The sequence below is a fragment of the Flavobacterium sp. XN-5 genome (genome assembly GCF_008033395.2).
GTDB lineage: Bacteria > Bacteroidota > Bacteroidia > Flavobacteriales > Flavobacteriaceae > Flavobacterium > Flavobacterium hiemivividum.
On the sequence record NZ_VOGZ02000004.1, the window covers coordinates 30,960 to 56,380 of the forward strand.

At 34.2% G+C, this 25,421-nt stretch carries 18 protein-coding genes; 5 read left to right on the top strand and 13 right to left on the bottom strand.

Annotation, left to right across the window (positions count from 1 at the left end; all coding sequences use genetic code 11):
- Positions 1 to 13: 13 nt before the first annotated feature.
- From FQU23_RS08715 to FQU23_RS08745, 7 genes are all read right to left on the bottom strand, one after another.
- Positions 14 to 2,212: a TonB-dependent receptor plug domain-containing protein gene (locus FQU23_RS08715; RefSeq protein WP_147673537.1), complete on the bottom strand. Its 2,199-nt coding sequence runs from the start codon at positions 2,210 to 2,212 to the stop codon at positions 14 to 16.
- Positions 2,213 to 2,318: 106 nt separating this feature from the next.
- Positions 2,319 to 4,700 carry a family 20 glycosylhydrolase gene (locus FQU23_RS08720; protein ID WP_147673538.1) on the bottom strand — a complete coding sequence of 794 codons (2,382 nt, stop codon included), beginning with the start codon at positions 4,698 to 4,700 and terminating at the stop codon, positions 2,319 to 2,321.
- A gap of 124 nt (positions 4,701 to 4,824) precedes the next feature.
- Positions 4,825 to 6,141 carry a hypothetical protein gene (locus FQU23_RS08725; RefSeq protein WP_147673539.1) on the bottom strand — a complete coding sequence of 439 codons (1,317 nt, stop codon included), beginning with the start codon at positions 6,139 to 6,141 and terminating at the stop codon, positions 4,825 to 4,827.
- Between the two features lie 165 nt (positions 6,142 to 6,306).
- Complete coding sequence (locus FQU23_RS08730) at positions 6,307 to 7,389, bottom strand: DUF5007 domain-containing protein (protein WP_147673540.1); 1,083 nt, start codon at positions 7,387 to 7,389, stop codon at positions 6,307 to 6,309.
- Positions 7,390 to 7,489: 100 nt separating this feature from the next.
- The gene (locus tag FQU23_RS08735) at positions 7,490 to 8,134 is read right to left on the bottom strand and encodes a fasciclin domain-containing protein (RefSeq protein ID WP_147673541.1); all 645 of its coding nucleotides are present in this window, start codon (positions 8,132 to 8,134) and stop codon (positions 7,490 to 7,492) included.
- A 32-nt stretch (positions 8,135 to 8,166) separates the two neighbouring features.
- A complete protein-coding gene (locus FQU23_RS08740; protein ID WP_147673542.1) occupies positions 8,167 to 9,732 on the bottom strand; it encodes a RagB/SusD family nutrient uptake outer membrane protein in 1,566 nt (521 codons plus the stop codon).
- Between the two features lie 12 nt (positions 9,733 to 9,744).
- Positions 9,745 to 13,071 (bottom strand): SusC/RagA family TonB-linked outer membrane protein, encoded by a 3,327-nt coding sequence (locus FQU23_RS08745; protein ID WP_147673543.1) that lies wholly within the window; start codon positions 13,069 to 13,071, stop codon positions 9,745 to 9,747.
- A 956-nt stretch (positions 13,072 to 14,027) separates the two neighbouring features.
- Here FQU23_RS08745 and FQU23_RS08750 point away from each other — a divergent pair.
- Positions 14,028 to 14,678: a sugar-binding protein gene (locus FQU23_RS08750; protein WP_147673544.1), complete on the top strand. Its 651-nt coding sequence runs from the start codon at positions 14,028 to 14,030 to the stop codon at positions 14,676 to 14,678.
- A gap of 2 nt (positions 14,679 to 14,680) precedes the next feature.
- Here the strand turns inward: FQU23_RS08750 and FQU23_RS08755 are convergent, their stop codons facing one another.
- Complete coding sequence (locus FQU23_RS08755) at positions 14,681 to 15,721, bottom strand: substrate-binding domain-containing protein (RefSeq protein ID WP_147673545.1); 1,041 nt, start codon at positions 15,719 to 15,721, stop codon at positions 14,681 to 14,683.
- Between the two features lie 563 nt (positions 15,722 to 16,284).
- On the opposite strand from FQU23_RS08755, the gene FQU23_RS16355 reads away from it, so the two are divergent.
- The 4 genes from FQU23_RS16355 (at position 16,285) to nagB (ending at position 21,701) form a co-directional block, all read left to right on the top strand.
- On the top strand, positions 16,285 to 17,361 hold the full coding sequence (locus tag FQU23_RS16355; protein ID WP_147673546.1) for a galactokinase family protein: 1,077 nt from the start codon (positions 16,285 to 16,287) through the stop codon (positions 17,359 to 17,361).
- Between the two features lie 28 nt (positions 17,362 to 17,389).
- The gene (locus tag FQU23_RS08765; protein WP_147673547.1) at positions 17,390 to 18,268 is read left to right on the top strand and encodes a sugar phosphate nucleotidyltransferase; all 879 of its coding nucleotides are present in this window, start codon (positions 17,390 to 17,392) and stop codon (positions 18,266 to 18,268) included.
- Positions 18,269 to 18,348: 80 nt separating this feature from the next.
- A complete protein-coding gene (locus FQU23_RS08770) occupies positions 18,349 to 19,731 on the top strand; it encodes a sugar MFS transporter (protein WP_147673548.1) in 1,383 nt (460 codons plus the stop codon).
- 41 nt (positions 19,732 to 19,772) lie between these two features.
- On the top strand, positions 19,773 to 21,701 hold the full coding sequence (nagB, locus tag FQU23_RS08775) for a glucosamine-6-phosphate deaminase (RefSeq protein ID WP_147673549.1): 1,929 nt from the start codon (positions 19,773 to 19,775) through the stop codon (positions 21,699 to 21,701).
- 219 nt (positions 21,702 to 21,920) lie between these two features.
- On the opposite strand, the gene FQU23_RS08780 is transcribed toward nagB, so the two are convergent.
- The 5 genes from FQU23_RS08780 to FQU23_RS08800 form a co-directional block, all read right to left on the bottom strand.
- A complete protein-coding gene (locus FQU23_RS08780) occupies positions 21,921 to 22,355 on the bottom strand; it encodes a hypothetical protein (protein WP_147673550.1) in 435 nt (144 codons plus the stop codon).
- A 210-nt stretch (positions 22,356 to 22,565) separates the two neighbouring features.
- Entirely contained in the window at positions 22,566 to 23,345 is a 780-nt protein-coding gene (locus FQU23_RS08785; protein WP_147673551.1) for an SDR family oxidoreductase, read from the bottom strand.
- 12 nt (positions 23,346 to 23,357) lie between these two features.
- Positions 23,358 to 24,185 carry an amidohydrolase family protein gene (locus FQU23_RS08790; protein ID WP_147673552.1) on the bottom strand — a complete coding sequence of 276 codons (828 nt, stop codon included), beginning with the start codon at positions 24,183 to 24,185 and terminating at the stop codon, positions 23,358 to 23,360.
- Complete coding sequence (locus FQU23_RS08795; RefSeq protein WP_147673553.1) at positions 24,182 to 24,520, bottom strand: L-rhamnose mutarotase; 339 nt, start codon at positions 24,518 to 24,520, stop codon at positions 24,182 to 24,184. The genes FQU23_RS08790 and FQU23_RS08795 overlap by 4 nt, the downstream gene beginning before the upstream one ends.
- Positions 24,521 to 24,523: 3 nt before the next feature.
- Positions 24,524 to 25,378, bottom strand: a complete 855-nt coding sequence (locus FQU23_RS08800; protein WP_147673554.1) for a fumarylacetoacetate hydrolase family protein — start codon at positions 25,376 to 25,378, stop codon at positions 24,524 to 24,526.
- Between the last annotated feature and the right edge of the window lie 43 nt (positions 25,379 to 25,421).

Consider the following 25,421-nt stretch of genomic DNA (forward strand, 5'->3'; position numbering starts at 1 on the left):
AAACCAATAAAGATTAAAACTCATACTTAACTCCGAAGAATAAATTCCTACCAGAGGCATTAATTCCCGAAGAAAAAGTACGGTATTGGGTATCTAAAATATTTTCGATACCACTGAAAAAAGTGAATTGCTCAGATAAAAATAAAGTTCCTTTCAGATGGTATGTTTCCCATGAAGGCGTCCCGTTTTCGGGTGCATATTTTAAATTATCCTCTCCACTTGGAGAATACTCACTCAATTTTTTCTTTCCACTGTATAACATATATAAATCCAAATTCATAAGCCCACTTTCATATTTAAAACCCGTTTTTCCATAATATGGGGCAATGTGATCTAAAGGTTCCGTAAGGCCGTCATGCTGAATTCGACCATGCGTAAAATTAAAAGTACCGTACAAGAGTAATGATTTTGTTAAATAACTTTTAAAGGTCGAAGAAATACCCGTAATCTCTCCTTTTCCTTGATTTTGATTGGCATAAAGCACGCTATTCTGTCCTTCATAATTCATCGAATTCTGACCATTTAATGAAAAAGGTCCCGTGACAATCGCATCGTAAAGTCGGGTGTAATAAAATACGTTCTCCAACTGGAAATGCTTTCCTTGCCAAAGCGTAATACTCAAATCGGCTGTAACCGACTTCTCCGGTTTTAAATCTTTGTTAGGTACAATTAAAGTTCCTGCCGAAGAATCAAAAATTTTAGACAAATCATCAATATTTGGCACACGAAAACCCGAAGCTAGATTGAATGCTATTTTACTGTTTTTACTTGCGTTATGAACAATACCAACAGCTCCGCTATAGATGAAATTCTCCTGCGACACAGTGGTATAAGGCAAATTCATAAAGTTTGTCACAATCTCACTATTCAAAGAAGTGTAACCCGCTCTGGCACTTGCATTAAATGAAGCTGTTCTACTAAAATCATTACTAAAAGAAACAAAACCTTCTGCTCTAAAGGTATTGTTCTTTCCATCTGGATAACGAGAATCAGTGATGGATTCCTCATTTGTGATTATATTTTTCTTCACTCCTACCGAGTTCAAATCATCATAATAGACATCGGCGCCATAAATAAAATCAGCTTTTCCTATTTTTGTTTTAAAATCAGAATTGATTGCAAACACCGATACATTTTCGGTTCTAGCGCTTTGATTTGGGTTGCCAAAATTTCGATTAATTCTACTTTCTTCAATGTTTTGATAACTTGCAGTCAAGTTCAAATCGCTATTTAAGAACAATTGCTTTCGAGATAATTTATAGGCCGAAAGCAACCTTTTTTGTGGTCCGTAATACCACGTTGCATACTTTAGTTTTCCGTTGGAGTTTAAATCTGTTAGTCTGTCATACCTTGGAACATCTGTACTGGTCGAATACTGTAAATTTAAACTGTGTGTGGTATTGTAATTCTGTTCGTAGATGATTTTTTGTAAAACATCATATTGTTTGTACCCTGAATATTTTTGCAAATAGCGATCTTCACTTGCAACAACTTCGTCAACTCCATTTGTAGTTTGTACATAAAATGGTCTTTCTCCAAAAAAATCATTGGAACCATTTTTACGTTTTCCCATTTTTAAATCTCCATAATCATTATAAGAAAACGAAGTCAAAGAAGCCCATTTATCAGACGCAAAGTTCAAATCTACATGTCCTAAAACTCCCTGATTAGAAGTACTATAATTCGTTATAAAGTTTCCAGTAAATTTCTTGTCTTCAGTTTCATAAAGTAGTTTTGGGTCTCTGGTTTGAAAAAAAATAGCTCCACCCAGCGCATCACTTCCGTAAATGGTTGAAGACGGACCAAAAAGCACATCGATACTCTGAAGCATATTTTTATCTACAGAAACACTATTTTGTAAATGTCCTGCTCGGTAGATTAAATTATTCATTCTAATGCCATCAATCACTAATAATACCCTACTCGCTTCAAACCCACGAATATTAGGACTACCGCCGCCTTGTTGCGATTTTTGAACAGCTAAAGTTCCAGAGTTAGCCAGAACATCGGCACTAGTTTGAAAATTACCTGATTCTATTTCTTTCTTTGAAATACTTTCAACTTGTTGGGTGATTTTTCTCTTAGATTTTGCAAAACGTTGTGAACTTACAACAACTGCATCTAACTTTATTGAGCTTGTGGTGTCTTTTTTAGTTTGCGAGAAACCTGCCAAAGAACATACGAGTGCCATAAAAAAGATCGCTATTTTCATGTTATAATTAATTATTAATGCTTTTATAATAAGAAGCACAGCCCTATGTATCTTGACTATGCTTCCTTTTAAAATATTATACCCTGCGAATCTACAGCAATAAAAATTACTCTTCTTCTTTGATTGCCTGAATTTGCGTTTTCGATAAAATGGTATTGAATACTTTTAAATCTTTAATTTTCCCTACAAAAGAATTCGTTTCATTTCCTATTGTATTTAAAGGAAAAAACAAGGTTTTCATAACCCAAATTGAGTCTTTTTCGCTTCCCGTAGAAACTTTTTCTCTGGTTAGTTTTTTTGCTAATTTCCCGTCAAGATACAATGTTGTTGAGTTATTATCTCCCGTAACGGCAATGCTGCTCCACTTATCTTCTGCAATAGAAATGCCAAAATCATAGTCATTCCCTTCATGTGAAAACCCAAGATTTCCTGTTTTACCTTGCTTTAACTTTACCTTGGCATGATTAGATTGAAAAATGACAGCGTTTTCCTTGTTGTTCTTCGAAGGATTAATTTTAAACGCTACTGTATAATTATACCCTATTTCATTATACGGAAGTTTCATATGGCTGCTGTGTTTCTTTAGATTCAATACTTTTATTTTCCCGTCAGAAACGTACTTGGTGTTCCTGCCTTTCTTTATCTTGTCTTTACCGTTTAAAGGAAAGTTTAACACCAAAGAGTCCTTAGACTTAATTAGCCCTCTCAAATTCAGGCCTGGACCTTCGTTTATATTTTTTGCTTTTTTCGAAAATTCATTAAACTCTACTACTTTATTGGTTCCGCTCCACATTTTTTCGCTCAAAACCTGAATTGCTGGAAATACCCTGTCTGTAACATCCTGAGCCGTGATTCCGTTTTTAGCTACATCATTCCATACGGCAAACATGCCTCCACGTATAAAAGGGTCCCCCATGTGAAAAACGGTGTTCCCAATAGTAACAGGCTCCCAATTATTATACAAATGCTTTACATTCAAATAATCATAATAATACCCCGCTGCAGGAACAATATACAACAAACCGTCTGGTGTGCTAATTAATGGGTAACCCAATTCCTTCATTTTTAAAGGATCTGCATAGCCATTGTACCAAGCATTCATAGTCACCCCTTTGGAAGTCACAGGTGTAATTCCCTGCGCATGAGTCAAAGCACCCCAAACTCGAACTTCCTTACCAAAACTTTGAACATATTTTATAAAATGATCGGTAAACTTTCTAAAAGATTCTGATTCCTTTTTGTCATATTCATCCGTTCCAATATGTACTTCTTTGAAACGAAAAACAGGTGAATCACCTTCTAAATATTCTTTAAATACGTTTTCAACAATTGTATACGTTTCTGGATTATTAATATCCAAATGATCTTTGCCATATTCCTTACTAGCAATCTGCGGAAAAGCTTTGCTAAAAGCCAAAGAATGAGCAGGAACATCAATTTCAGGAATAATATTTACACCATAGCTTTCGGCTAATATCTGCAAATCAATAAATTCTTTCTTGGTATAAAACTCCCCTTTAGTAGGAAGCTCTGGATAACGTTCGTTTTCTAATCTGAATCCACTATAAGTGCTGTCCCAATCATTATTGTAGTGCTTTACAAAAGCATTGTCATTAAGATGCAACTGGAAATCTCCCATTTTATAATAGGCCATCAACTTTACATAGTCACGGAGAAAATCGATTGTGAAATATTTGCGACCTACATCGAGCATAAACCCACGTACTTCATACTTTGGATAATCTCTTGAAATTCCCTTTGGCAAAGAAGAAAGCTTAGAATCTTGCTCCAGCAGCTGTAAAATGGTACGAGTTCCCCAAAAAACACCCTTATATTGAGCGGCATTTATAGAAACATAATCCGTTATAGAAAGTGAATAGCCTTCTTCTCCAAATTCTTCTTTATTCCCATTTAAAGAGATAAAAATATCCCCACTTCTTGGAACACCCACAACAACCGCAGGTTTTGCTGTACCAAGTTCGACCAAATCATTTTGAAAAACAGTAGCAGCCTTCATTAATGTAGTCTCATTTTTAGGGTCTACCACTATTCTCGATATGGCTGTCAATACGAAATCTCCTTCGGCACCAACCCATTCCCTCAAAGAAGGAATTACAAAAGGTTTTGCATTAACTCCCTTATTTTTATAAGTCCCTTCCACAGTGAGAGCGATAGGAATTTCTATACTAGACTTGTCTTTTATTTTAGTTGCTTTAAGCAAAAGATTAACCTGAAGCTTATTTAACGGCGTAAATACAGCTCCGTTTTTTGTAATCACAGAAAGATTATCTGAACCTATTAACTGTAAGCTGAAACCTTCTGGAGCAATGGGCATTTTATACTTTGAAACCCCATTAGCGATAGTTGTCTCCATAATCATTTTTTCCCTTAAGAAAATCGAATCTAGTTTACTCATTTTTGTTTGAGCTGATCCATGAATGGCTATAAACGAAAACAAAATTGCTAAAGCATGCTGTTTGTATGTCATAATTATTTTTATTATTAATTATTTTAACCCTCTAGAGAGAATAGAGTAATTTTAAACCTGACTAAAATAACTTTGTCCTTATATTGAGTTAAAGCTATTCTTGTATAATAGAGAACTTCAGTATTTACTTCTTAAAAGGAACCTTTACAATTACGGTTTCCCCTTTACCTACCTCATTGGCGATACTTTGAATTGTCCACAGATCAGTTAAATTATCTCCGTCTATAATACTACCACTATAGTCGCCCCAAGCCACGCCATCAGCTGCTCCTTTTCCTTCTCCTACACTTACAATTTCGCGAATTGCTCCTGGCTTATCCTTTTTTTTCCTAAAAGCGAATCTAGGACTGATAAAAGAGTTCTCATTCGCTTCTTGAAAACCTATTAACACGTCTTGCTTTTTATTAACGGCTATCGTTGTTTGAATATAATTAGTATCAACATTACCTATTATTCCTGTTTGAACAATATCACCTGTTTTTGCATTTATTTGATGCCATTGCACAGCAGAACGATTATCAACATTAACCGCTTGGGAGAACCAAATATGGCCACTCTGGAAAACTACATTTTTAGGATTTCGGTCACCACTTGAAACTTTTTGATCAGTTCCTTTTTGAGGTGACTGAGGTGGATACCCCATGTGGTTTAACTGATGTGGTTTTCGTGAAACAACCACTGCATAGGGTTTCCCTTCAATATCTTCTGTTACTTTTTGAATCACAAAATCACCTTTTTCGATGCTGAAAAAATAAAGATCATCAATTGCATCCTGCATAAAAACTGGGTGTCCTAAGCTTCCTTTAAAATGATAAATAGTCGCGGGTTTTCCCGCTTTAGCTTCATTCATACGCAAAACAAAGGTATTTTCTTCTCCTCCAGGGTACGAATATCCAATCCATTTTTTGCTATATCCAATTCCGCCACCATCAACTTCTTCGGTTCTTGATATCGGATAAGTATTCCATGCTGCAGTAGGATCATCGCTTTCTGAAACCGAAACATTTACTGGTTTGGTTTTCGCTTTGTCGTAATACCACCACAAGTCAAAAACGAAAACTTTGTTATGAATGTCAAAAAACAATTTGGGATCTATTCCGTTATTAAAACAATTTTGAGAAACGCCCTGAATGTATTTTCCTTTCTTGTCATATATAATAAGTCCATTATTTGTACCATGCAAAACATAACCACCACCAATGGCAATTTGAGGATCTACTTGTCTGTCACCGTCCATTGATCCATTAAAAATTTGGTATCCATTTATCATTTGTGGGTTACCACCTTGTATTCTTTCCTTACACTGACCTTCGTTATTAAACGTTTTTTTACGTATTGGATTTACCACTTCAACATTTGAAGGATATATTTTATGATCCGTATTTTGAGCACTTAACGATGCAAAAAGCAGAAACTGAATTAGCAACAGTATTTTTTTCATTTTTATTAGATTAAATATTTAATTGTGATTAAAAAGTTATTTATTCTTTCTGGTTAATCTTTTATTTTAAAAGCATTTTACTTATAAAAAATATTTTTATTATTGGAATTTTTATAAAAAAAAGAGAAGATTAAAAACAATCTTCTCTTTTAAAAAAAAATAAAACTATTTCTTTTTAGTGTATGGTATTTTCATTTTAATTTCCCATGTTCCTGTATCATTAATTTTTACACCCCATCGGATATAAGCTCTATTGCGAATCTCTCCTGTACTAGGATCTATATAAGCAGACCAGTTCTTAGAGCCGTTATCAGCCTCATAAGCTACTTTATCCACAGTAAACGCATCATCAGTGGTCAAATAGTACATTAAATAAGAATTGGTTCCAGAACTATATGTTCTTCCGTATTGCGGGAAAGGAGGAGCTGGAAGTCCAAACGTACTACCTTCGGCATCATTAACAACTCCGATACTGTTATCATGATAATTTTGTAAATAACTAGCTCCATCAGGATAAAAAAGAACTTTAGAAGGATCTAATGCAACCCCATAACTATCAGCTATGATCATTTTTACTTTGATTGCCTGTTTGGGTTCAGTACTTATTTTTTTTATAGTTATGTAGCGACTTGTACCATCCAATACTTTTGGCACTTCGGGGTCAAAATCATTCAAAACCGTATACGTCGAACCAATATCCCAAACCCCATTTCCTTTACCTAATTGTAATCTTGACCTCATCTCAGTTGGAAATTCAACTTGTTTGAAAGGTTTCAATTTTATGTGGGAAAATTTGTCCAGTTGACGTTCTCCACGAACGTTTTTCACATTGACATTAACATCAAAGTCATCATTAACAACCATTCTTGTAGCTTGTGTAAATGCAAATTGCCCACTAACTGGGTTCATTAGAATTGAAGGCTGCTTTGTCAATTCCAATTTTTTCATCGCTAGTTCCAAGGTAGTGTCCGTATTTGGATCAAATGGTTTCAACCATGTTAAAATCTCATGTTCATCCTGCAACTCAGTAGTCACTTTTCCGTCTTTATCTGTAATACTGCTAATCTTCCATTCCATGGGGTAAGTCGAGCCTTCGACGGCCGGAGGAGGAGATGTTAAAAAAACCCCACGTGGAACTTCGATATTGTCTTGTAGTGAATGTATATTATCACTAATGTAACCCACTTCGGGTTGTTCACATGATGATACAAATACAGTAATCATTAAAAAATAGATTATCTTTTTCATAGGTATTAATTATTTTAAGATTATACGAAACAAACCAATAATAAATAGTTTCAATCTGGTCTATTTCATATTCCTTCTGATTATTAGATTAATTTTCTTTTTAAGGAATAGGTATATAATTTGAGAATATATGATTTCCTTGCAGAACGTGAATAATACCGTTAGTAGATACTAAATTAGAAGTCCTGACTACCGTTTTCTTGTCATCAACTATATCATCAGTAGCATCCCAGTCCGCACCAACTTTGAAAGTGTAGTAAACATATTCTGGAAAATTATCCAGTTGTCCCGTATACTCTTCTACAGGCTCCAGTGACAACAATCTTTCTTCTCCGTTAATTGCAACATAAATCTTTCCTTGCTTAACTAATTTACTACGATCCAAAACCTGATTGAAAATATAGCCTCCCAACATTACTTTTAATTCTGCCTCTGTAATATCATTTATTGTAAATGACGCTGTCGGGTCTATTTTTCGCTTTTGGCTTAGAATTGCATTCACATAATTTTTTATTGATAGATTATTCGGGGCAAAAAACGTAGTTGATTTACTATTAACTACGTCAATCATTTTTGCTTTATCAATCAATAGCGCCAAAGTATCTAGTTGCTTATTTGATTTTAAAAAATCATAGGTACTCATTTTTACATTGGGATCGGCTATACCTCCATCAACAAGATAATCATCGTTTGAGCATGAATATAAACCGAATAATGTAAGTAGTAATAATATTGTATTTTTCATATTTTTATCCTTATTATTTATTTTAAACTAAACTATAATTTGCCTTTCCAGTAATCAGTTTGGGTAATTGCTGGGTTGATAGATATAATATTAGGGGCAACAGGCCAAAAATAACCTTCTTTAGCATTTCTAGCTGGATTAGACCAGTTCACTCCAGAAAAATAATTCATTCTTATTCTATCAAAACCTGATTGAGCTTCCCCTACTAACTCAATTGCACGCTCATCAAAAATTGCTTTGGTTAATGAAACTCTATCCGTAGCGCCACTATAATTAGGCACATTTGCTTTACTTCTAATGATATTGATGTCGGCCACTGCATCTAAAGACTTATCTAATTTCATACTTGCCTCTGCTCTAAGAAGGTAGATGTCTGCCAATCTAAAAATCAAAATATTAGATTCCGAAAAATTTGCATAAGCATCAGTTGCAGTTGCATCCTTTGTACGTTGAGAGTATTTCTTCATATAGGACTCGTCTGTTCTATTATATTCTGAAAAGAATAAATCTTTACGTACATCATTATCTCTGTCACTATTCGAATCCATCATTTCAGATCCATAAAAATCAGGGTCGATATAAGGAGCCGATCCACTAACTGTTTTAAAAACAGGATAGTTTAGTGTTAACCCAGTATGGGTATTGTCATTAGGTGATACTCGAAAAGATTCATTTACATCTGAACTAATATTAATTTCGAAAAGACCAGTTTTTGATTGTCCAATGCACATTTTATCAAAATCAACATTTGAAGCTGCTCCAGTAATAGGATCGTAAACAATATTAGTAGTATAATCAATAAGAGATGCATTACTATTATTAATTACAGCAGTTGCCGCAGCAATCGCTTCTGCAATCATTTTTGGATTATCATTATCTCTACTAGCGTACCATAAGGCAATATGCGCTTTTAATGCTTCGGCACTTCCTTTATTCGCTTGAATTGCCCATCTAGGGTCAGCCGGAGATGAATATTGTAGTAAGCCTATCGATTTATTAACTGCTTCTAAAGCATATTCTAACACTTTTTTCTCATCTTCTCTCGGTAGCGTTACAATATACCCCTCTTTAACTAGTTGATCTGAGGACTCAATTACATCAGTAACAATAGGCACGTCACCCCAAATACGAGCCATATAGAAATAGGATAAAGATCTAATAAATGCAGCCTCACCAATAATCCTGTTTTTTTCCGCTAATGATTTAAATTTTGTATCAGGCATGTCACCAACATGTTTTTCAATAGCAAGAGCCCAGTTAGCGGCTCTATAAAAACCTTTCCAGTCACGAGTATTATCTCTATATGCTAACACATAATTTCCACTTCCTTCAATATAATCTGAAATCCAGCTGCGGCTATTCATAAAAGTCATACCAGTAAACTCACCCCAATATAAGAAAGCACTATTATCTGTCAATGTATTTTTTAATAATCCATAACAACCAGCAACAGCTGATTCCGCATTTGGTTGAGATACCCAAAAATTATCCGGAGTTGTAATACTTACAGGTTCTTGGTCCAAAATGTCAGTACAGCTCATCATGCTGAACAAACCAAAAACCATAGCGCCAATTTTAATTTTTATATTATTTTTCATTTTTTAATTCATTTAAAATTTAACATCCAATCCAAAAGAAAAGGTTTTTGCTTGTGGATATCCATTACCGTAAGTATATCCATGTTCGTCTACAAGAGAAGCATCAGTTACCGTCTTAGAACGCTGCCATTGGTATGGATTTAAGACAGAACCGTAAATACGAACGCGAGATAAGTGTAACTTTTCTAAAATAGGATTTCTATCAAAGGTATATCCGATCGAAGCATTAGAAATTTTCCAGAAATCACCACTTTCTATCCATAAAGACTGACCGTCTCTAAATCTATAAAATGAAGGTAAACCTGTAGTAGATGGGTATAATGCTGGGAATCGCACTCCCGCCGCACCATCACCAGGTTGTTGCCAGAAGCTTAAGTCACTTAAATCAGCTAATCCACGCTCTGCCCATGATGTTCCTCCTCTATCATAACTATCCATATACTTTTGTAACACCGAATTTAAAATATCAGATCCAAATGAGAATTGACTATAAGCTTGTAAGTACCATCCTTTGTATTTCAAGTTCACATTAAAAGAACCAATAAGATCTGGAGTTGGTTTAAATTTAGTATCTAATATATTGTCACTAAGTCCGCCATCATCAGATAGCAAGTAATCCCCATTATAGTCCTTCCAGATAGGGAAACCCGGAGCTATAGTAGCCCATGCATCTTTTCCTTTCAGTGGTTGACCTGTGTAAGGATTAGTTGGCAATTGATTCAAATTGTCTAATATATACTCATTCCTGAATAAGACGGGAAGATTAAGTGGCATACCCACAACGTATCCGAAGCCTCGATAGTTACCATCAACTCCATAGTAATCTTTATTACCGTTAGGAAGTTTAGTCACATAATTTTTGTTTTGGCTAAAACCAGCAGTTAACTCAAGATTCCAATCATTTGTTCTTGGAAAAACATTCCATTTTACCATAGTTTCCCAACCGTAATTCATCACTCCTGCAACATTGGCTTTGGCACTATTGTAGCCCGAATAAGCAGGGAAAAGAATATCAAAAAATAATTTATCTGTTTTCTTATTATAAGCATCGAAAGTTACATTCACTCTATTATTAAACAAATCTAAATCAACACCTAAATTCCATTGCGTAGAATTCTCCCAAGAAAGCTTAGAATTTCCAATTGCATTGTAATTAGGAACAACGCCTGTTACCCCTCCATAAGAAGAAACATTCATTGTATTTGACCATAATGGATTTCCTCCGTAACCCAAGTTATAGGAACCATATCTCAAAAAGTTAGCATCAAATTGTTTTCCATTTACACCGTAGCTGGCTCTAAACTTACCATAGGATAAAATATTTGAGATATTTTCTTTAATAAAAGGTTCGTCTGAAAATATCCAACCGATAGATACTGATGGGAATTTAGCCCAACGAACATCTTTACCAAAACGCGAAGAGCCATCTATACTATAACTTCCATCAATCATATAACGTTCCTTGTATCTATACCCAATACGTCCAAAATAAGACAATAACGCATTAGACTCTATGCTTGTGTACCCATTTATTTGTTCCTGGGTATAGCGGTCGTTAATTACTTGGATTGCATCGCTTCCAAAACCTTGAGCCGAAATTCCTATGTCCTCATATTTATTATAATCTGTTTTAGTACCTAAAATACCAGTAAAAGTATGATCACTTATAGTCTTATAATAACTTAAATAAACATCCGAAGATAAATTCTTACGTGTATATAATGCATAACTAGCAAAACCGTCCCCTTCCTCGCGAAGTATCGAAGGCTCATAGAAATTTTTCTTCTCAGTACTATAAACAAAGTTAAATTGAGTATTAAAAGTAAGAGCGTCAATAATATTGAATCTAGAGAAGTTTGAAATAGTAGTTTGAATGCTCTCATCCGTATTCAGTTTCTCACTCAATTGCCCTTTAATTGCTTGCTTTTTAGAATCCGAAATATAAAATAAAGATGAATTTAAATTTGCAGGATCAGAGGGTAAGGTAGAATTAAAATTAAAATTACCTCCATAAGGATTTCCTTGACCGGTCTTATTATCGGTATAAGTTAGGTTTACACGAAGTTGGTTTTCAAAACTTTTCCCAACTTTAGTATTAAGATTACTAGCAAAAGTATAACGTTTGAAACCAGAATTTTGCACTACACCTTCAGCATTATCATAACCTAATGAGACTCTGTAATTAGAAGTTTCAGATCCGCCTCTAACACTTAAATTGTATTTTTGAGTAACACCTGTTCTATAAAACAGCCCTTGATAATCCACATTATTATTGAATGCTGGATTCAAACTGTCAGACAAAACCATTGGAACCTCTCTACCTTGAGCATATTGTGACTTCCACCATTTGTCTATCATGCCCATTTTGGCATTTCTTTCTGCAGAACCCACTAACATCGGAACAAGTTCTGGAATTGGAGAAAAACCAGTATTCATAGAAAAGTTAAACTCTGGTTTATCTAAAGCAGTTCCTTTTTTAGTTGTAATAATTATTACTCCATTTGCACCTCGGGAACCATAGATTGCAGCAGCTGAAGCATCTTTCAACATATCGATACTTTCAATGTCATTTGGGTTCAAAGAAGCTAAAAAATCAGTATTAGATGTATTGTATCCCGCGAGATCCTCTAATGAAGTTTGTACACCATCGATTACATACAATGGATTACTATATCCAGTACCATCTACACTCCCTGACATATTCGAATTACCACGAATAACAACAGAACTACGTCCTCCAGGAGCCCCACTTTGAGTTGGGGTTGAAACCCCAGTAGATAAGCTTGCAATTAAAGACGATACACTCAAAACTGGTATCGATTCTAATTGTTTGCTGCTAATAGTAGCAACCGCAGCATTCACATTTTTCTTATGCGCCTTTTGGTATCCAATAACCACAATGTCACTTAATTCATTTTGCGCTGGTTTAAGTTTGATTTTGAGGTCTTTTTTGCTCCCCACAGTAACTTCTTTAGTATCAAAACCTATAAAAGAGACTTCCAAGATATCAGTATCCTTAGCTTCAATAGAAAAATTTCCATCAACATCTGTAGAAACAGATTTGGTTGTACCTTTGATTCTAACTGTAGCTCCAGGTAGACTTTCTCCTAATTCGCCAGTTACTTTTCCTGTAATACTACTTTGTTCAACAGCTATTTTTTCAAGATTCGTACTGATAGCCTCTTTTTCGCTGTTAGCAGAGAAATCTTCATTATTTGCGGAAGCCGACATGTTGAATAATACAACACACAGCATGGTCGACCTCTTTAATATCCAAGGAACTAATCTCTTTTTTTCCTTAAACATTTTAGACTCTAGCGAGTGTAATTTTTGTTTCATAAAATTGGTTTGGTTAATAGTTAATAATTGATATATAATTATAGCTCTGATTTAGAGTTTCTTTTAGATCGATTTTATAGTGTGACTAGAACATCTAGTCAATTGACGGCTTTTATATATATATAATAAATGGAAAAATAAAGACTCTTTAAACACCTTTGTTTATCTCTACAAAACAAACAGACAAGAACAAAGTTATATTTTACACTTATTTACTCAACATTCAAAAAACGCTTTTATAACTTTTTTAATCATTTTTAACAGCAAAAAATAAAAAGTGATTTAACATTATTTTGGTATTTAATTATTAAACTTTTAACGAATATAGAAACTATTTTTTAATCCTTCAATAAAAAATGTTAAAAATGTGCACGAACACAATAAATTTGTGTTTTCGAGCACATAAAAATAAGTGAAATGTATTATTATTCGTAAAAAATAGATGTAAATTAAATGTTTTAACAATTATACATGTGAATAACATTTAATATATATAACTAAACTATAGTATCGATAAATTTAAAATCAATCATTTAAAATTTAGCCTTTTCATTAAAAATTAAACCAAAGGTGACAAAACAGACAAGTAATAAGTTTTCTTTATTACTCTGTTAAAAGTAAATACCAGTACTATCATGTATTTAACAAAATCACAAAATTTACTTAATAAAATGTTAAATTAAAATACAAACTCAAAGTCCCACATTCTTATAAAAACCCTACCAATTAATTATCTTCAATTATCTCAAATAAAATTAAGAACGATAAAAGACTTTGATAGTCAGTTTTTATACGTTTATACCAATACAAAAATTGTATTATCAAAAAAAAAAATTGAACTACTGTATATGCTTTTTGATTAAATTTAACTTCTTTTGTAAAACACAGTATGGATTTCTAAACTCTTGATTAGTTTATTAATTCTCATTCGTTCGCAAAAAAACACTATAACAAATATGGAACAAAACGCAAGTACCTACGAAGTACATTTAATCACATCAGACCAATTACAAATTACCGGTAAAGGTGAAAGTGCCTTATGGAAAGAAGCCGTAGTTCTTTCAAACTTTATATCGCCTTGGGATAGCATGACGCCTTCAAAAATTGAATTTAAGGGGCTTTGGGATGAAAATCAGCTGTTTTTTTGCTTTACTGTTTTTGACACAGAAATTCATATCGACAAAAAAGACGATACTGTTGTCAGTATTGGTAATTCAGACCGAGTAGAGCTTTTCTTTAGACCAGATAGCAGTCTAAACCCTTATTATTGTCTTGAAATGGATACTGACGCAAGGATAATGGACTTTATTGCCTACCCTAATAAAGAATTCAATTACGGGTGGAAGTGGCCCGAAGGAGATATAGATGTGAGATCCTCTAAAAATGAAACTAGTTTTACCGTAGAAGGTGCAATTAGTATTGACTCTCTAAAAAAGTTTAACTTGATTAAGGATAATAAGATCGAAACTGGAATTTTTAGAGCAAAATATAATTCAACGGACAATATTAATTTTGAGCCCACTTGGATAACATGGGTCAATCCTAACACAGAAACCCCTAACTTCCATATTGCATCTTCATTTGGGGTTTTAGATTTAAAGCATTAATATTATTCCATATAAAAACTGGCGTTTTCAGAGTTAACAATATCAATAGGCAAAAGTATAGTATCCGGTATTTTTTTACCGAATATGAAATGATCAACCAGGCAGGTTATACCCAGGTAAACCTGTCTTTTGGGATTCTGGTGTATCAAGAAATCGATTGTTCCTTGATTTAAATAATCCACATTTTCAGCTATCAAATCATAACCGATAATGGCAATTTTATTGGGTTTTGTTTCGGCAATTATTTTAGCTATCTGATACCCTTTAGAAGTTGTAATAAAAACACCTTCCAAGTTAGGATTCTCGTCAAGAAAATTTACAAATTTAGTCTGAATAGTAGAATTCTTTAATTTTAAAGTACTGATATGTGAATCTTCGACTCCTTTTTCAGTAAAATAAGTCCTAAACCCTCTTTCTTTTTCCTGCATGTGCACCGCATTCTTATAACTTTCGTCAATATGAATGATCGCAAACTGTCCTTTATTGGAAAATAAAGCCAACAATTTAGCCGCTACCCTACCGCTGCGATATAAATCCTGCCCAACAAAGCTCTTAATTTCTTCCGCTTGTACTTGATTATTAAAGGTATTTACGATTATTCCCTTTTCATTGTATTTCTCCACTACTTGCAAGGCTTCTTTATAAAACAGGGGAGCAAGCAAGACCGCATCTGGTGATAAACCTAAAACGCTCTCGTTGACCTTTGTAAAAGATTTTGTACTTGTAGGATCAAAATAATGCGTTTTTATAGACAAATTAAACGCTCTAAATTCCTTAATTGCCTCTTCGATTCCCTTTACACAAGGAAGCCAATACGCGTCATAAGTAGGATCAGGAAGAATAACACTAATGGAGTGGTTTTTATTATTTTTCAAGTTCCTTGCAATAAGATTAGGTTCGTAGTCAATCTCATTAAGAACCGCGTTAACACTATCATAAGCCTTCTTAGAGACCTTGCCTCTTTTATGCAATACTCTATCAACTGTCCCTTTTGAAACTCCGGCTAACAGAGCGATATCTTTAATAGTAAGTTTTTTATCCATAGCGGGCAAATATATAAAAACTTTAGTATAAAATATTTTGATTTTAATAAAGTACAATATTTATCTCGCCAAAAAACACTCGCAATTCTAAAAATATTATAATCATCAAGCTACTTCTCGTACTTTTAAGTGAAATACGAATACTGAACTAGATTTCATAAAAAACTGGTAGGTATATTTATCGATCTTTAAAAAGTACATTATTTTTGCTGTCTGTTATTAAACTTAATGAGTTAATTAAATTAAGAGTAATTTCAGTTTTTAATACAAAAAAAAGCCTACTGATTTTCAATTGATTTCTAAAGAATCATCTATTAAAATCTAAACGCAAAGGATTTTTTAAATTATTTTCTTATTAAAAATTTAAATACAGAACGATTCTTTATCTAGAAAATGTGTTCGAACACATTTTTAATGAATTCTCTTGGTTTATTAAAATAATAATTCTAGTTTCGTATCAGTAAACTACTAAATCACCAATATTTCTTAAAAAACAACATATCTTACTAATAGAAAAAACACAAATTACATAAGAATTTAATAATATTTTTAACATATTTAAAGTGAAGGAAATTATATCATTAGCACCGGGCAGAACCTGTCTTTTTGGAGATCATCAAGATTATCTTGGACTACCTGTCATTGCCTGTGCCATCAGCAGAAATATCAAACTTACAGCAGTACAAAACGATACTGGCCTGTTCAAATTGAATATGATAGATATTGAGCAAGTCAGAAACATAGATATCAATCAAACATTTACAGAGCTAGCACCGCGCGACTATTTTGCCTCTTCTTTGCGGGTACTTAGAAGACACGGCTGCATTCCAACTGTTGGATATGACATTACGGTAACTGGAAATATTCCAATTAATTCTGGTACCTCAAGTTCTTCGGCCCTATTAATGGCTTGGATAAATTTCTTAGTAAATGCATTTGGCGTAAACGAAGAAGTAACTCCGGAGTTCCTTTCTAAAATGGGCTACTTATCTGAAGTTGTAGAACATGGAGAACCAGGTGGAATGATGGATCATTACAGCATCGGAGTGGGGAATATTGTTCATATAGACACTCGCGACCCTTTTTCTTTTACGATTATCGGGACTGAATTAGGTGGGTTAATCACTGGTGTTTCAGGTGTGCCAAAAGAAACTATTGGACTAATTGGTGATTTGAAAGGCAATGCTTTATTAGCAATTAGTAAAGTAAAAGAACATTTTCCTGATTTAGACTTAAACACAGCTGAAATTGAAGATTTAGATCAATATTGTAATTATTTACCAGATCGTTTGATTCCATTCTTCGAAGCTGCCATTAAAAATCATCATTATACCAAAATGGCTTTGATCGAATTTCAAAAACCAACATTGGATCTAAAGAAAATTGGAGGATTGATGAATCAACATCATGCCGTATTAAGAGATCAATTAAAAATAACTGTACCCCGAATTGATGCCATGATTAAAGCAGCCTTATATGCGGGTGCTTATGGTGCCAAAATTGTTGGTTCTGGAGGCGGAGGAAGCATTGTCGTTATGGCTGAGCCAGGAAAAGAAGCTCCCGTAGTTGAAGCTTTACTTGCTGCAGGCGCAGTTGCAGCTTACCCTGTAACTGTTGACCCAGGATGCAGAATTCAATAAATATAATAAATCTTTAAAAAATATAATTATGCATGACAATTTAGTAATATTAGCTGGAGGCGCATCTTCCAGAATGAAAAAACAAGTTGTTGCAGTAGACAGCTTAAGCGCTGAAGAAATTGCACAAGCTAACGAAAGAAGTAAAGGACTAATCGGTGTTGGTCCAAATGGTAGACCTTTATTGGATTACCTTTTATTAAATGCGAAAAGAGCTGGATATAAAAACATCTACATCATCATAGGAGAACAAGGAGATTTGTTTAAAGAATTTTATGGTACTGAAATTAAAAATAATAATTTTCATGGCTTAAACATCTCTTTTGCTACACAATATATTCCTGAAGGAAGAGTAAAACCATTTGGAACTGCTGATGCATTATTTCAGGCGGTAGAACAATATCCAGAATTAAATACACAATATTATTCTGTTTGTAATAGTGATAATTTGTATTCTACTGCTGCCCTACTGGCACTTAGAGAAACAGAAAGCCCTAGTGCATTCATCAGCTATGATAGAGATGCGATGGACTTTCCATTGGAACGAATTTCTCGTTTTGCGATTGCCAAACTTAATGAGGACGGCTTCTTGCTTGATATACTAGAAAAACCATCTGCTGATGTTCTAGACGAATATAAGGATAGCGAAGGTAAATTAAGAGTAAGTATGAATGCTTTTAAATTCAAAGGCGAACTTTTATATCCTTACCTAAAAAATTGCCCTGTACATCCGGAAAGGGATGAAAAAGAATTGCCAACAGTGCTTTTAAACTCTTTAAAAGATCATCCAAATACGGCTTTAGGGATCCCATTTTCAGAACATGTACCTGATTTAACTGCTAAAGAAGATATCGCAGAGGTAAAGGAATACCTAAAACAACATTATCCTTCATTAAATTGGGAAAACTAATAGAATAATCTTCTATTTTTGTTAAGAATTTATTATTAGTTCGAAAGAACACCTTTAATTATTGCTAAAAAATATAAATTATGTCCCAAATTAACAGTGCTACAAATAAAAACCAAGGTAGCGTATTGATTCCGATGATTATTTTAACCTTATTATTTTTCATCTTAGGATTTGTAACCTGGCTGAATGGTCCGCTTATCCCATTTTTTGAATTGGCTTGTGAACTAACTGAATCCCAAGCTTATTTTGTAGCTTTCGCCTTCTATATTGCTTATTTTATTATGGCAATTCCGTCATCCTGGGTAATCGAAAAAGTAGGGTATAAAAACGGGGTTTCTCTTGGATTGATTGTAATTGCAGTAGGTGCGTTTATGTTTTATCCTGCAGCCGAAACAAGAACGTTTGTCTTTTTTCTAGTGGCTTTATTTGTCATGGGAACTGGATTAGCAATTTTGCAAACAGCTGCAAACCCTTATGTAGTGGTTATTGGCCCTCGAGAAAGTGCTGCAGCGAGAATCAGTGTTTTAGGAGTAGCTAATAAATTAGCTGGTTTTATAGCACCCTTAGCACTTACTACTTTGGTGTTATCAAATATGAAAGACTACACAGCTGAGAAAATTGCAGCACTGGATAGCGTTGCAAGAGAACAAGCTTTGGATTTACTTGCATTACAATTACAAACTCCTTACATTTATATGGGAATTGTAATTTTGGTTTTGGCGGTGTTAATTCGTCTATCTCCATTACCTGAAATCGATTTGGATGAGGATGGAAGCGTGTCTGAATTAAGCATTTTCAAACAAATGAAGAATGCTTTTAAATACCCTCAATTAGTATTGGGTGTAATTTCTTTGATATTATATGTTGCTGCCGAAGTAATCGCAGGAGACACGATTGGAACATTTGGAAAACAACTTGGTGTTTATGGTGATCATGGTGATTTTTACCTGAAACTTACGTCGTTTACTATGACTGCAATGGTGATAGGATATATTTTTGGAATTACAATGATACCAAAATATGTTTCTCAAGTAGCTGCTTTAACGGCTTCTGGAATTCTAGGAATCGTATTGGTGCTATTAATTGTATCCATCTCTCCTGACATTATGGTTCAATTGCCCCTAATACCAGAATTACCATTAGTGATTATATTAGTGGCGCTTATGGGACTTTCTAACGCTCTTTGTTGGCCAGCAATTTGGCCATTAGCGCTACAAGATTTAGGAGGATACACAAAAATCGGTGGTGCAATTCTGATCATGGGTATTATAGGCGGTGCAATTTTTCCATTACTTTATGGATATATAGCACAAACTATTAATTTAGCCAATGAAGCCGACGGAATAACAGCAACGGCAAAAAGTGGAAACCAAATTGCTTACTTAATGCTTTTACCAGCCTATATGATGATTCTATTTTTTGCTGTAAAAGGTCATAAATACAGAAGCTGGTCAAAAAAATAAAAATTAAACAGAATAAACACAACTTAAAAATAAAACTGACAATGTTAAAAAGTAATATCGATAAGGCAACCGGCTTTGAAAAAAGATTCGAAAGTATAGATACTGTAGTTTTTGAAAACTCAACAGCGGCATCTAAATCTGTGGCACAGCAAATAGCTGAACTTATTAAGCTAAAACAAGCCAACAATGAGTCTTGTATTTTAGGATTAGCTACTGGGTCTACGCCAAAAGGATTGTACGCCGAATTAGTTCGTTTACATAAGGAGGACGGACTAAGTTTTAAAAATGTAATTACATTCAATCTTGATGAATATTATCCAATGGAGCCTGATTCCATAAATAGCTATGTGCGATTTATGAAAGAATTATTATTGGATCATGTTGATATCTTGCCTGAAAATTACAACATCCCTGATGGAACTTTAACTAAAGAACAAATTGCAGGTTACTGTGCTACCTATGAAGACAAGATTGAAGCTTTAGGTGGAATCGATCTGCAGATATTAGGAATTGGAGGAAATGGACACATTGGATTTAATGAATCTGGTTCACTGCAAAACTCTAAAACTAGATTAGTTGCATTAGATCACATTACAAGAGTTGCCGCTAGTAAAGACTTCTCTGGACTGAACAATACGCCAAGAACTGCGATTACATTAGGAGTTAAAAAAATAATGGAAGCCAAACAAGTAATTTTAATGGCTTGGGGAGAAGGAAAAGCAAATATTGTTAAAGCTTCTGCCGAAGGGCCTGTAACGAATCAAATCCCTGCTTCCTTCTTGCAAGAACATGATAACGCTGTTTATGTTTTGGACAAGGAATCTTCTTCTAAGTTAACGCGAATCAATAGACCTTGGTTAGTAGAAAAAATTGAGTGGACTGATAAATTGACTAGAAAAGCGGTATTAGGATTAGCTTTAGACCTTAAAAAACCAATTTTAAAACTTACTGACGCTGATTATATCGAAAATGGAATGAGTGATTTATTAGCTGACTCTGGTCCTGCTTATGACATCAACATCAAAATTTTCAATAAATTACAAAATACGATTACTGGATGGCCAGGTGGAAAACCAAATGCTGATGACTCAAATCGCCCAGAAAGAGCGGAGCCAGCAAGAAAAAGAGTATTGATTTTTAGTCCGCATCCAGATGATGACATCATTAGTATGGGAGGAACTTTTATGCGTTTGCAAGAGCAAGGTCATGAGGTTCATGTAGCTTACCAAACTTCTGGAAACATTGCAGTTGCTGATGACGAAGCCCTTCGATTTGCACGTTTTGTAATTGACTACAATGATAAATTTGCAATCAAAAGCGTTGAAGCTGAAAATATTTATAAAAAATCAATCGAATTCCTTAAAAACAAAAAGAATAGCGAAATAGATATTCCTGAAGTTAGACATTTGAAAGGATTAATAAGAAAAGGAGAAGCACGTGCTACGAGTAATTTTGTAGGCTTGACAGACGATCAAATCCACTTTATGGAACTTCCTTTCTATGAAACAGGAGCTATCGAGAAAAAGCCGTTAGGAGCTGAAGATATCCAATTAACTATGGATCTTATCGATAAAATCAAACCGCACCAAATCTATGCTGCTGGAGATTTAGCTGATCCACACGGAACGCATAAAGTTTGCCTTGATGCTATTTTTGAAGCCGTAAAAAATCTAAAATCAAAAGATTATATGGATGATTGCTGGGTTTGGTTGTACAGAGGTGCATGGCAAGAATGGGGAATCGACGAAATCGAAATGGCTGTTCCTATGAGTCCAGACCAAGTTTTAGCTAAAAGACATGGAATCTTTAAACACCAATCTCAAAAAGACGGTGTGGTATTCCAAGGATCTGATGCTAGGGAATTTTGGCAAAGAGCCGAAGACCGAAATCAAGAAACAGCAATACTATACGATCAATTAGGAATGTCATGTTATGCAGCTATGGAAGCCTTTGTAAGATGGGAATTCTAACAAAAGACTGAACATAGTTAATTTCTATTTCAATAAAAAAATCGTCCTAAAAACCGACTTCATTTAAACGGAGTCGATTTTTACGGACGATTTTTTATTTTTATTATCTTTCTAAAGATTTGGTTTAGTATTTTAAGCACACCGCAATCACTGGGACAACAAATTTGGCTGTTCTAATCTGAATACACACGCTTTAAACCCTATAGTTCTTAGAGAAAATTAGAATTGGTAATTCAATAATAAAGCTACTACAACATAATATTCTTTCTCAATTTCCAAGAATGAATTATACGAATTGTTATAATAGTTAAGTTCCACAAAATATTCCAAAACAGAAATCTGCCCTGCCGCCAATGCTTTGTCTAAAAGTTGTATCGAAAACATAGAACCATTTATTTTTTGATACTCTTCTAAAATACCTTTCAAACTTTTATACTGGCCGTACAACTGTTTCATCTCATAATAATGTTCGTTTGCATGATCTGATATCGCATTGTCAGTATAAACCAACTTCGCTTTTTGAAGTTTTACAGTGTTTTTACTTTTCCATAAGAGTAATAAAATTCCGATATGAATACCACTATAGGTTTGCCCTAATATTCCCTGATAATGACAACCAATTTCCATTTTTGGCAAAGCCAAAGCTTTACTCACTTCTATCTCCTTTTGTCCAATACTTATTCCTTTTTCAAAGTATTAGGTTTTAATGTTTTCTGTTAGTGTAATTCAGTTGTAAAAACTACTCAGCACAAGGGTATATTTGAGAATAAAAAAACTTAAAAAAAAAATATCCAAACCAATAATTACACTATTGATTTGAATATTTTTTAGTTTCCTTTTCGAATAAAAACTACGATAAACAAACTATATACTTCTGTCTAAATGAGTATAACCTCCATCAACATAAATCAATTGACCAGTAGTATGACTCGACTTTTCAGATAACAGAAAGACTACCATACTAGCTATTTCTTCGGCGGTTGTCATTCTGTTTTCTAACGGAATCTTATCGGTAATCTGTGTTAGTTTTTCCTCTGAATTATCAAAAGTTCGTATCCACGTTTCATACAATGGCGTGTAACATTCGGCAACGATCACTGCATTTACACGAATACCGTATTTCAATAGTTCAACCGCCCATTCTCTGGTTAAAGCATTACGCCCACCATTAGCAGCAGCATAACCCGAAGTATCTCCTTGTCCTGTATCGGCAGTTTTCGAACCAATATTAACAATACTTCCTTTTGATTTTTTTAATTCGGGCAAGGCATATTGTGCCATCAAATAATAATGTACTAAGTTTTTATGCAATGACTCCATGAACGACTCGTAATTTCCATTTTCTAATCCAACACCGTCGTTTGCACCTGCATTGTTGATCAATCCATCGATACGACCATACTTAGCAATAACCTGTTTTACGGCATCTTCACAGTCCTCCGGTTTTGTCAATTCGCCTACAACTGATCCTACTTTTCCTCCAAGTGCTTCAAGTTCCTTTACTGCAATTTGATTGTCACTATCTTTTCTTCCTATAATAACCGGAATTGCACCTTCAGCAACTAAAACCTTACAAATCCCCAAACCAATTCCCTTGGCACCACCAGTTACAATGACTATTTTATTCTCTAAATGTAAATTCATTTCTCTTCTATTTTATAAATTATAAAATTTCACTGCATTTCCACCCCAAATTTTACGCTGTTCTTCCTGCGAAAAATTCGAAAAATATTTGCCAATGATACTGCATGATTCATCATAAGATGCTGCCAACAAACTTACAGGCCAATCACTTCCAAACAACAAACGATCGATTCCAAAATTGGCTACCAGCACATCCAGACAATAGCTAAAATCTTCTTGTTTCCAATTAATCCAATCCGCCTCAGTAACCATTCCAGAAAGCTTGCAAACTACATTTTTATGTGTTGCTAGTTCTTTTATTCCTTTTTCCCATTCTGTAAAATGTCCCTCCTTGAAATTGGGTTTAGCCAAATGATCAATCACGAAATTTTGTTTTGGAAAACGTTTCACAAACTCAGCAGCAACAGACAAATGCTTGGGTAAAATCAACAAATCATAAGTGAAATTATACTTTTCCAACTGTGCTATACCATTACAAAAATCATCTCTTAGTAAAAAATCGTCCTCAGATTCTGCTTGAACTATATGTCTAAACCCTTTTAATTTTTCAAATTGTGAAAAATACTTCAATCGTTCCGCTATGTCTTCCGACCTAAAATCGACCCAACCTACTACTCCTTTTACGAAATCATTCTCCTCTGCAAGTTCGAGCAGAAAATGAGTTTCCTCTTCGCTCTGGTCTGCTTGAATGACAACACAGCCATCAATATTATTTTTCTCCAATAATGGAAGTAGATCATCTGGTAAAAAATCCTGCTGAATTACTTTCATAGCGTCACTAATCCAAGCGTCTTTTACTGGATGATAGTTCCAAAAATGTTGATGGCTGTCTATTCTCATTTCAATTCAAATATTTTTTCCATAAGCATCCATTTCTCTCCAGGCTTTGCCCATGGCAAGGCTTGTTGAAATTTCCACATCAGTGCTTCCCACTCTTGAACTTTAGGATTATTGGCATCATTTTTTGACTTTTCATCAAATGAAAATGTTTCATTGGCTTCAATAATCATAAACATCCTATTGCCAACATTGTAAATATCCAAGACTTCAATTCCTGAATCTTTGATACTTTTTGCAATCTCCGGCCAAATATTTTGATGATAGGATTTATATTCTGCCATCAGCTGAGCATCATCAACTAAATCTAATGCCAAACAATATTTTTGCGCTGCCATAATTTATTTAGAATATGCTTTCGCTACTTGTTTACTAGAACCTAGTCCGTCCATTCCTAACTCAATAACATCACCTGGTTTAATATAAATTGGATCTGGTTTAATCCCTAATCCTACACCTGGAGGAGTTCCTGTACTGATAATATCACCCGGAAGTAAAGTCATAAACTGACTTAAATAATGAACTAAAAATGGAATTTTGAAAACCAAGTTAGAGGTATTACTGTTTTGGAATTTCTTTCCGTTTACAGTCAACCACATTGGAATATTATTTACGTCAGCGATTTCGTCTTGAGTAGCCAAAAAGGGTCCAAGTGGCGCAAACGTATCGCAACCTTTTCCTTTTGCCCATTGCCCTCCCATTTCAATTTGAAAGGCTCTTTCGCTATAGTCATTCAATAAAGCGTAACCAGCCACATAATCTAAAGCATCCGCTTCTTCAACATAGCTCGCTTTTTTCCCCACAACAAACGCCAATTCAATTTCCCAATCCGTTTTCGTACTGTTTTTTGGAATAATTAAATCATCATCTGGACCGCATAAAGAAGTAGTCGATTTGAAAAAGATAATTGGTTCCGTTGGTATTGGTGCACCTGTTTCTCTACAGTGATCCACATAATTTAATCCGATACAGATTATTTTTGAAGGTCTGGCTACTGGTGAACCTAATCTAATATTTTCATCCACCTCTGGTAAAACTGGATTGGTATCCAAAGCTGCTTTTAATGTTTCTAATCCATTATTCTCAAAGAAAGATTCATTATAATCGGAAACAATTCCTGACACATCGTATCTTTTATCGTTGATTATAACTCCTGGTTTTTCTTGTCCTTCTGCTCCAAATCGTATAAGTTTCATTTGTATGTTTTTTTTTCTTGATTATTAAATATAATTAATATTT

Excerpts from the sequence above, each read along its gene's own strand:
- FQU23_RS08785 (WP_147673551.1), bottom strand. The coding sequence starts at position 23,345 with ATGAATTTACATTTAGAGAATAAAATAGTCATTGTAACTGGTGGTGCC.
- FQU23_RS08795 (WP_147673553.1), bottom strand. The coding sequence starts at position 24,520 with ATGGCAGCGCAAAAATATTGTTTGGCATTAGATTTAGTTGATGATGCT.
- FQU23_RS08730 (WP_147673540.1), bottom strand. The coding sequence starts at position 7,389 with ATGAAAAAGATAATCTATTTTTTAATGATTACTGTATTTGTATCATCA.
- FQU23_RS08770 (WP_147673548.1), top strand. The coding sequence starts at position 18,349 with ATGTCCCAAATTAACAGTGCTACAAATAAAAACCAAGGTAGCGTATTG.
- FQU23_RS08735 (WP_147673541.1), bottom strand. The coding sequence starts at position 8,134 with ATGAAAAATACAATATTATTACTACTTACATTATTCGGTTTATATTCA.
- FQU23_RS08790 (WP_147673552.1), bottom strand. The coding sequence starts at position 24,185 with ATGAGAATAGACAGCCATCAACATTTTTGGAACTATCATCCAGTAAAA.
- FQU23_RS08745 (WP_147673543.1), bottom strand. The coding sequence starts at position 13,071 with ATGAAACAAAAATTACACTCGCTAGAGTCTAAAATGTTTAAGGAAAAA.
- FQU23_RS08750 (WP_147673544.1), top strand. The coding sequence starts at position 14,028 with ATGGAACAAAACGCAAGTACCTACGAAGTACATTTAATCACATCAGAC.
- FQU23_RS08720 (WP_147673538.1), bottom strand. The coding sequence starts at position 4,700 with ATGACATACAAACAGCATGCTTTAGCAATTTTGTTTTCGTTTATAGCC.
- FQU23_RS08725 (WP_147673539.1), bottom strand. The coding sequence starts at position 6,141 with ATGAAAAAAATACTGTTGCTAATTCAGTTTCTGCTTTTTGCATCGTTA.
- FQU23_RS08765 (WP_147673547.1), top strand. The coding sequence starts at position 17,390 with ATGCATGACAATTTAGTAATATTAGCTGGAGGCGCATCTTCCAGAATG.
- FQU23_RS08755 (WP_147673545.1), bottom strand. The coding sequence starts at position 15,721 with ATGGATAAAAAACTTACTATTAAAGATATCGCTCTGTTAGCCGGAGTT.
- FQU23_RS08715 (WP_147673537.1), bottom strand. The coding sequence starts at position 2,212 with ATGAAAATAGCGATCTTTTTTATGGCACTCGTATGTTCTTTGGCAGGT.
- nagB (WP_147673549.1), top strand. The coding sequence starts at position 19,773 with ATGTTAAAAAGTAATATCGATAAGGCAACCGGCTTTGAAAAAAGATTC.
- FQU23_RS08800 (WP_147673554.1), bottom strand. The coding sequence starts at position 25,378 with ATGAAACTTATACGATTTGGAGCAGAAGGACAAGAAAAACCAGGAGTT.
- FQU23_RS08740 (WP_147673542.1), bottom strand. The coding sequence starts at position 9,732 with ATGAAAAATAATATAAAAATTAAAATTGGCGCTATGGTTTTTGGTTTG.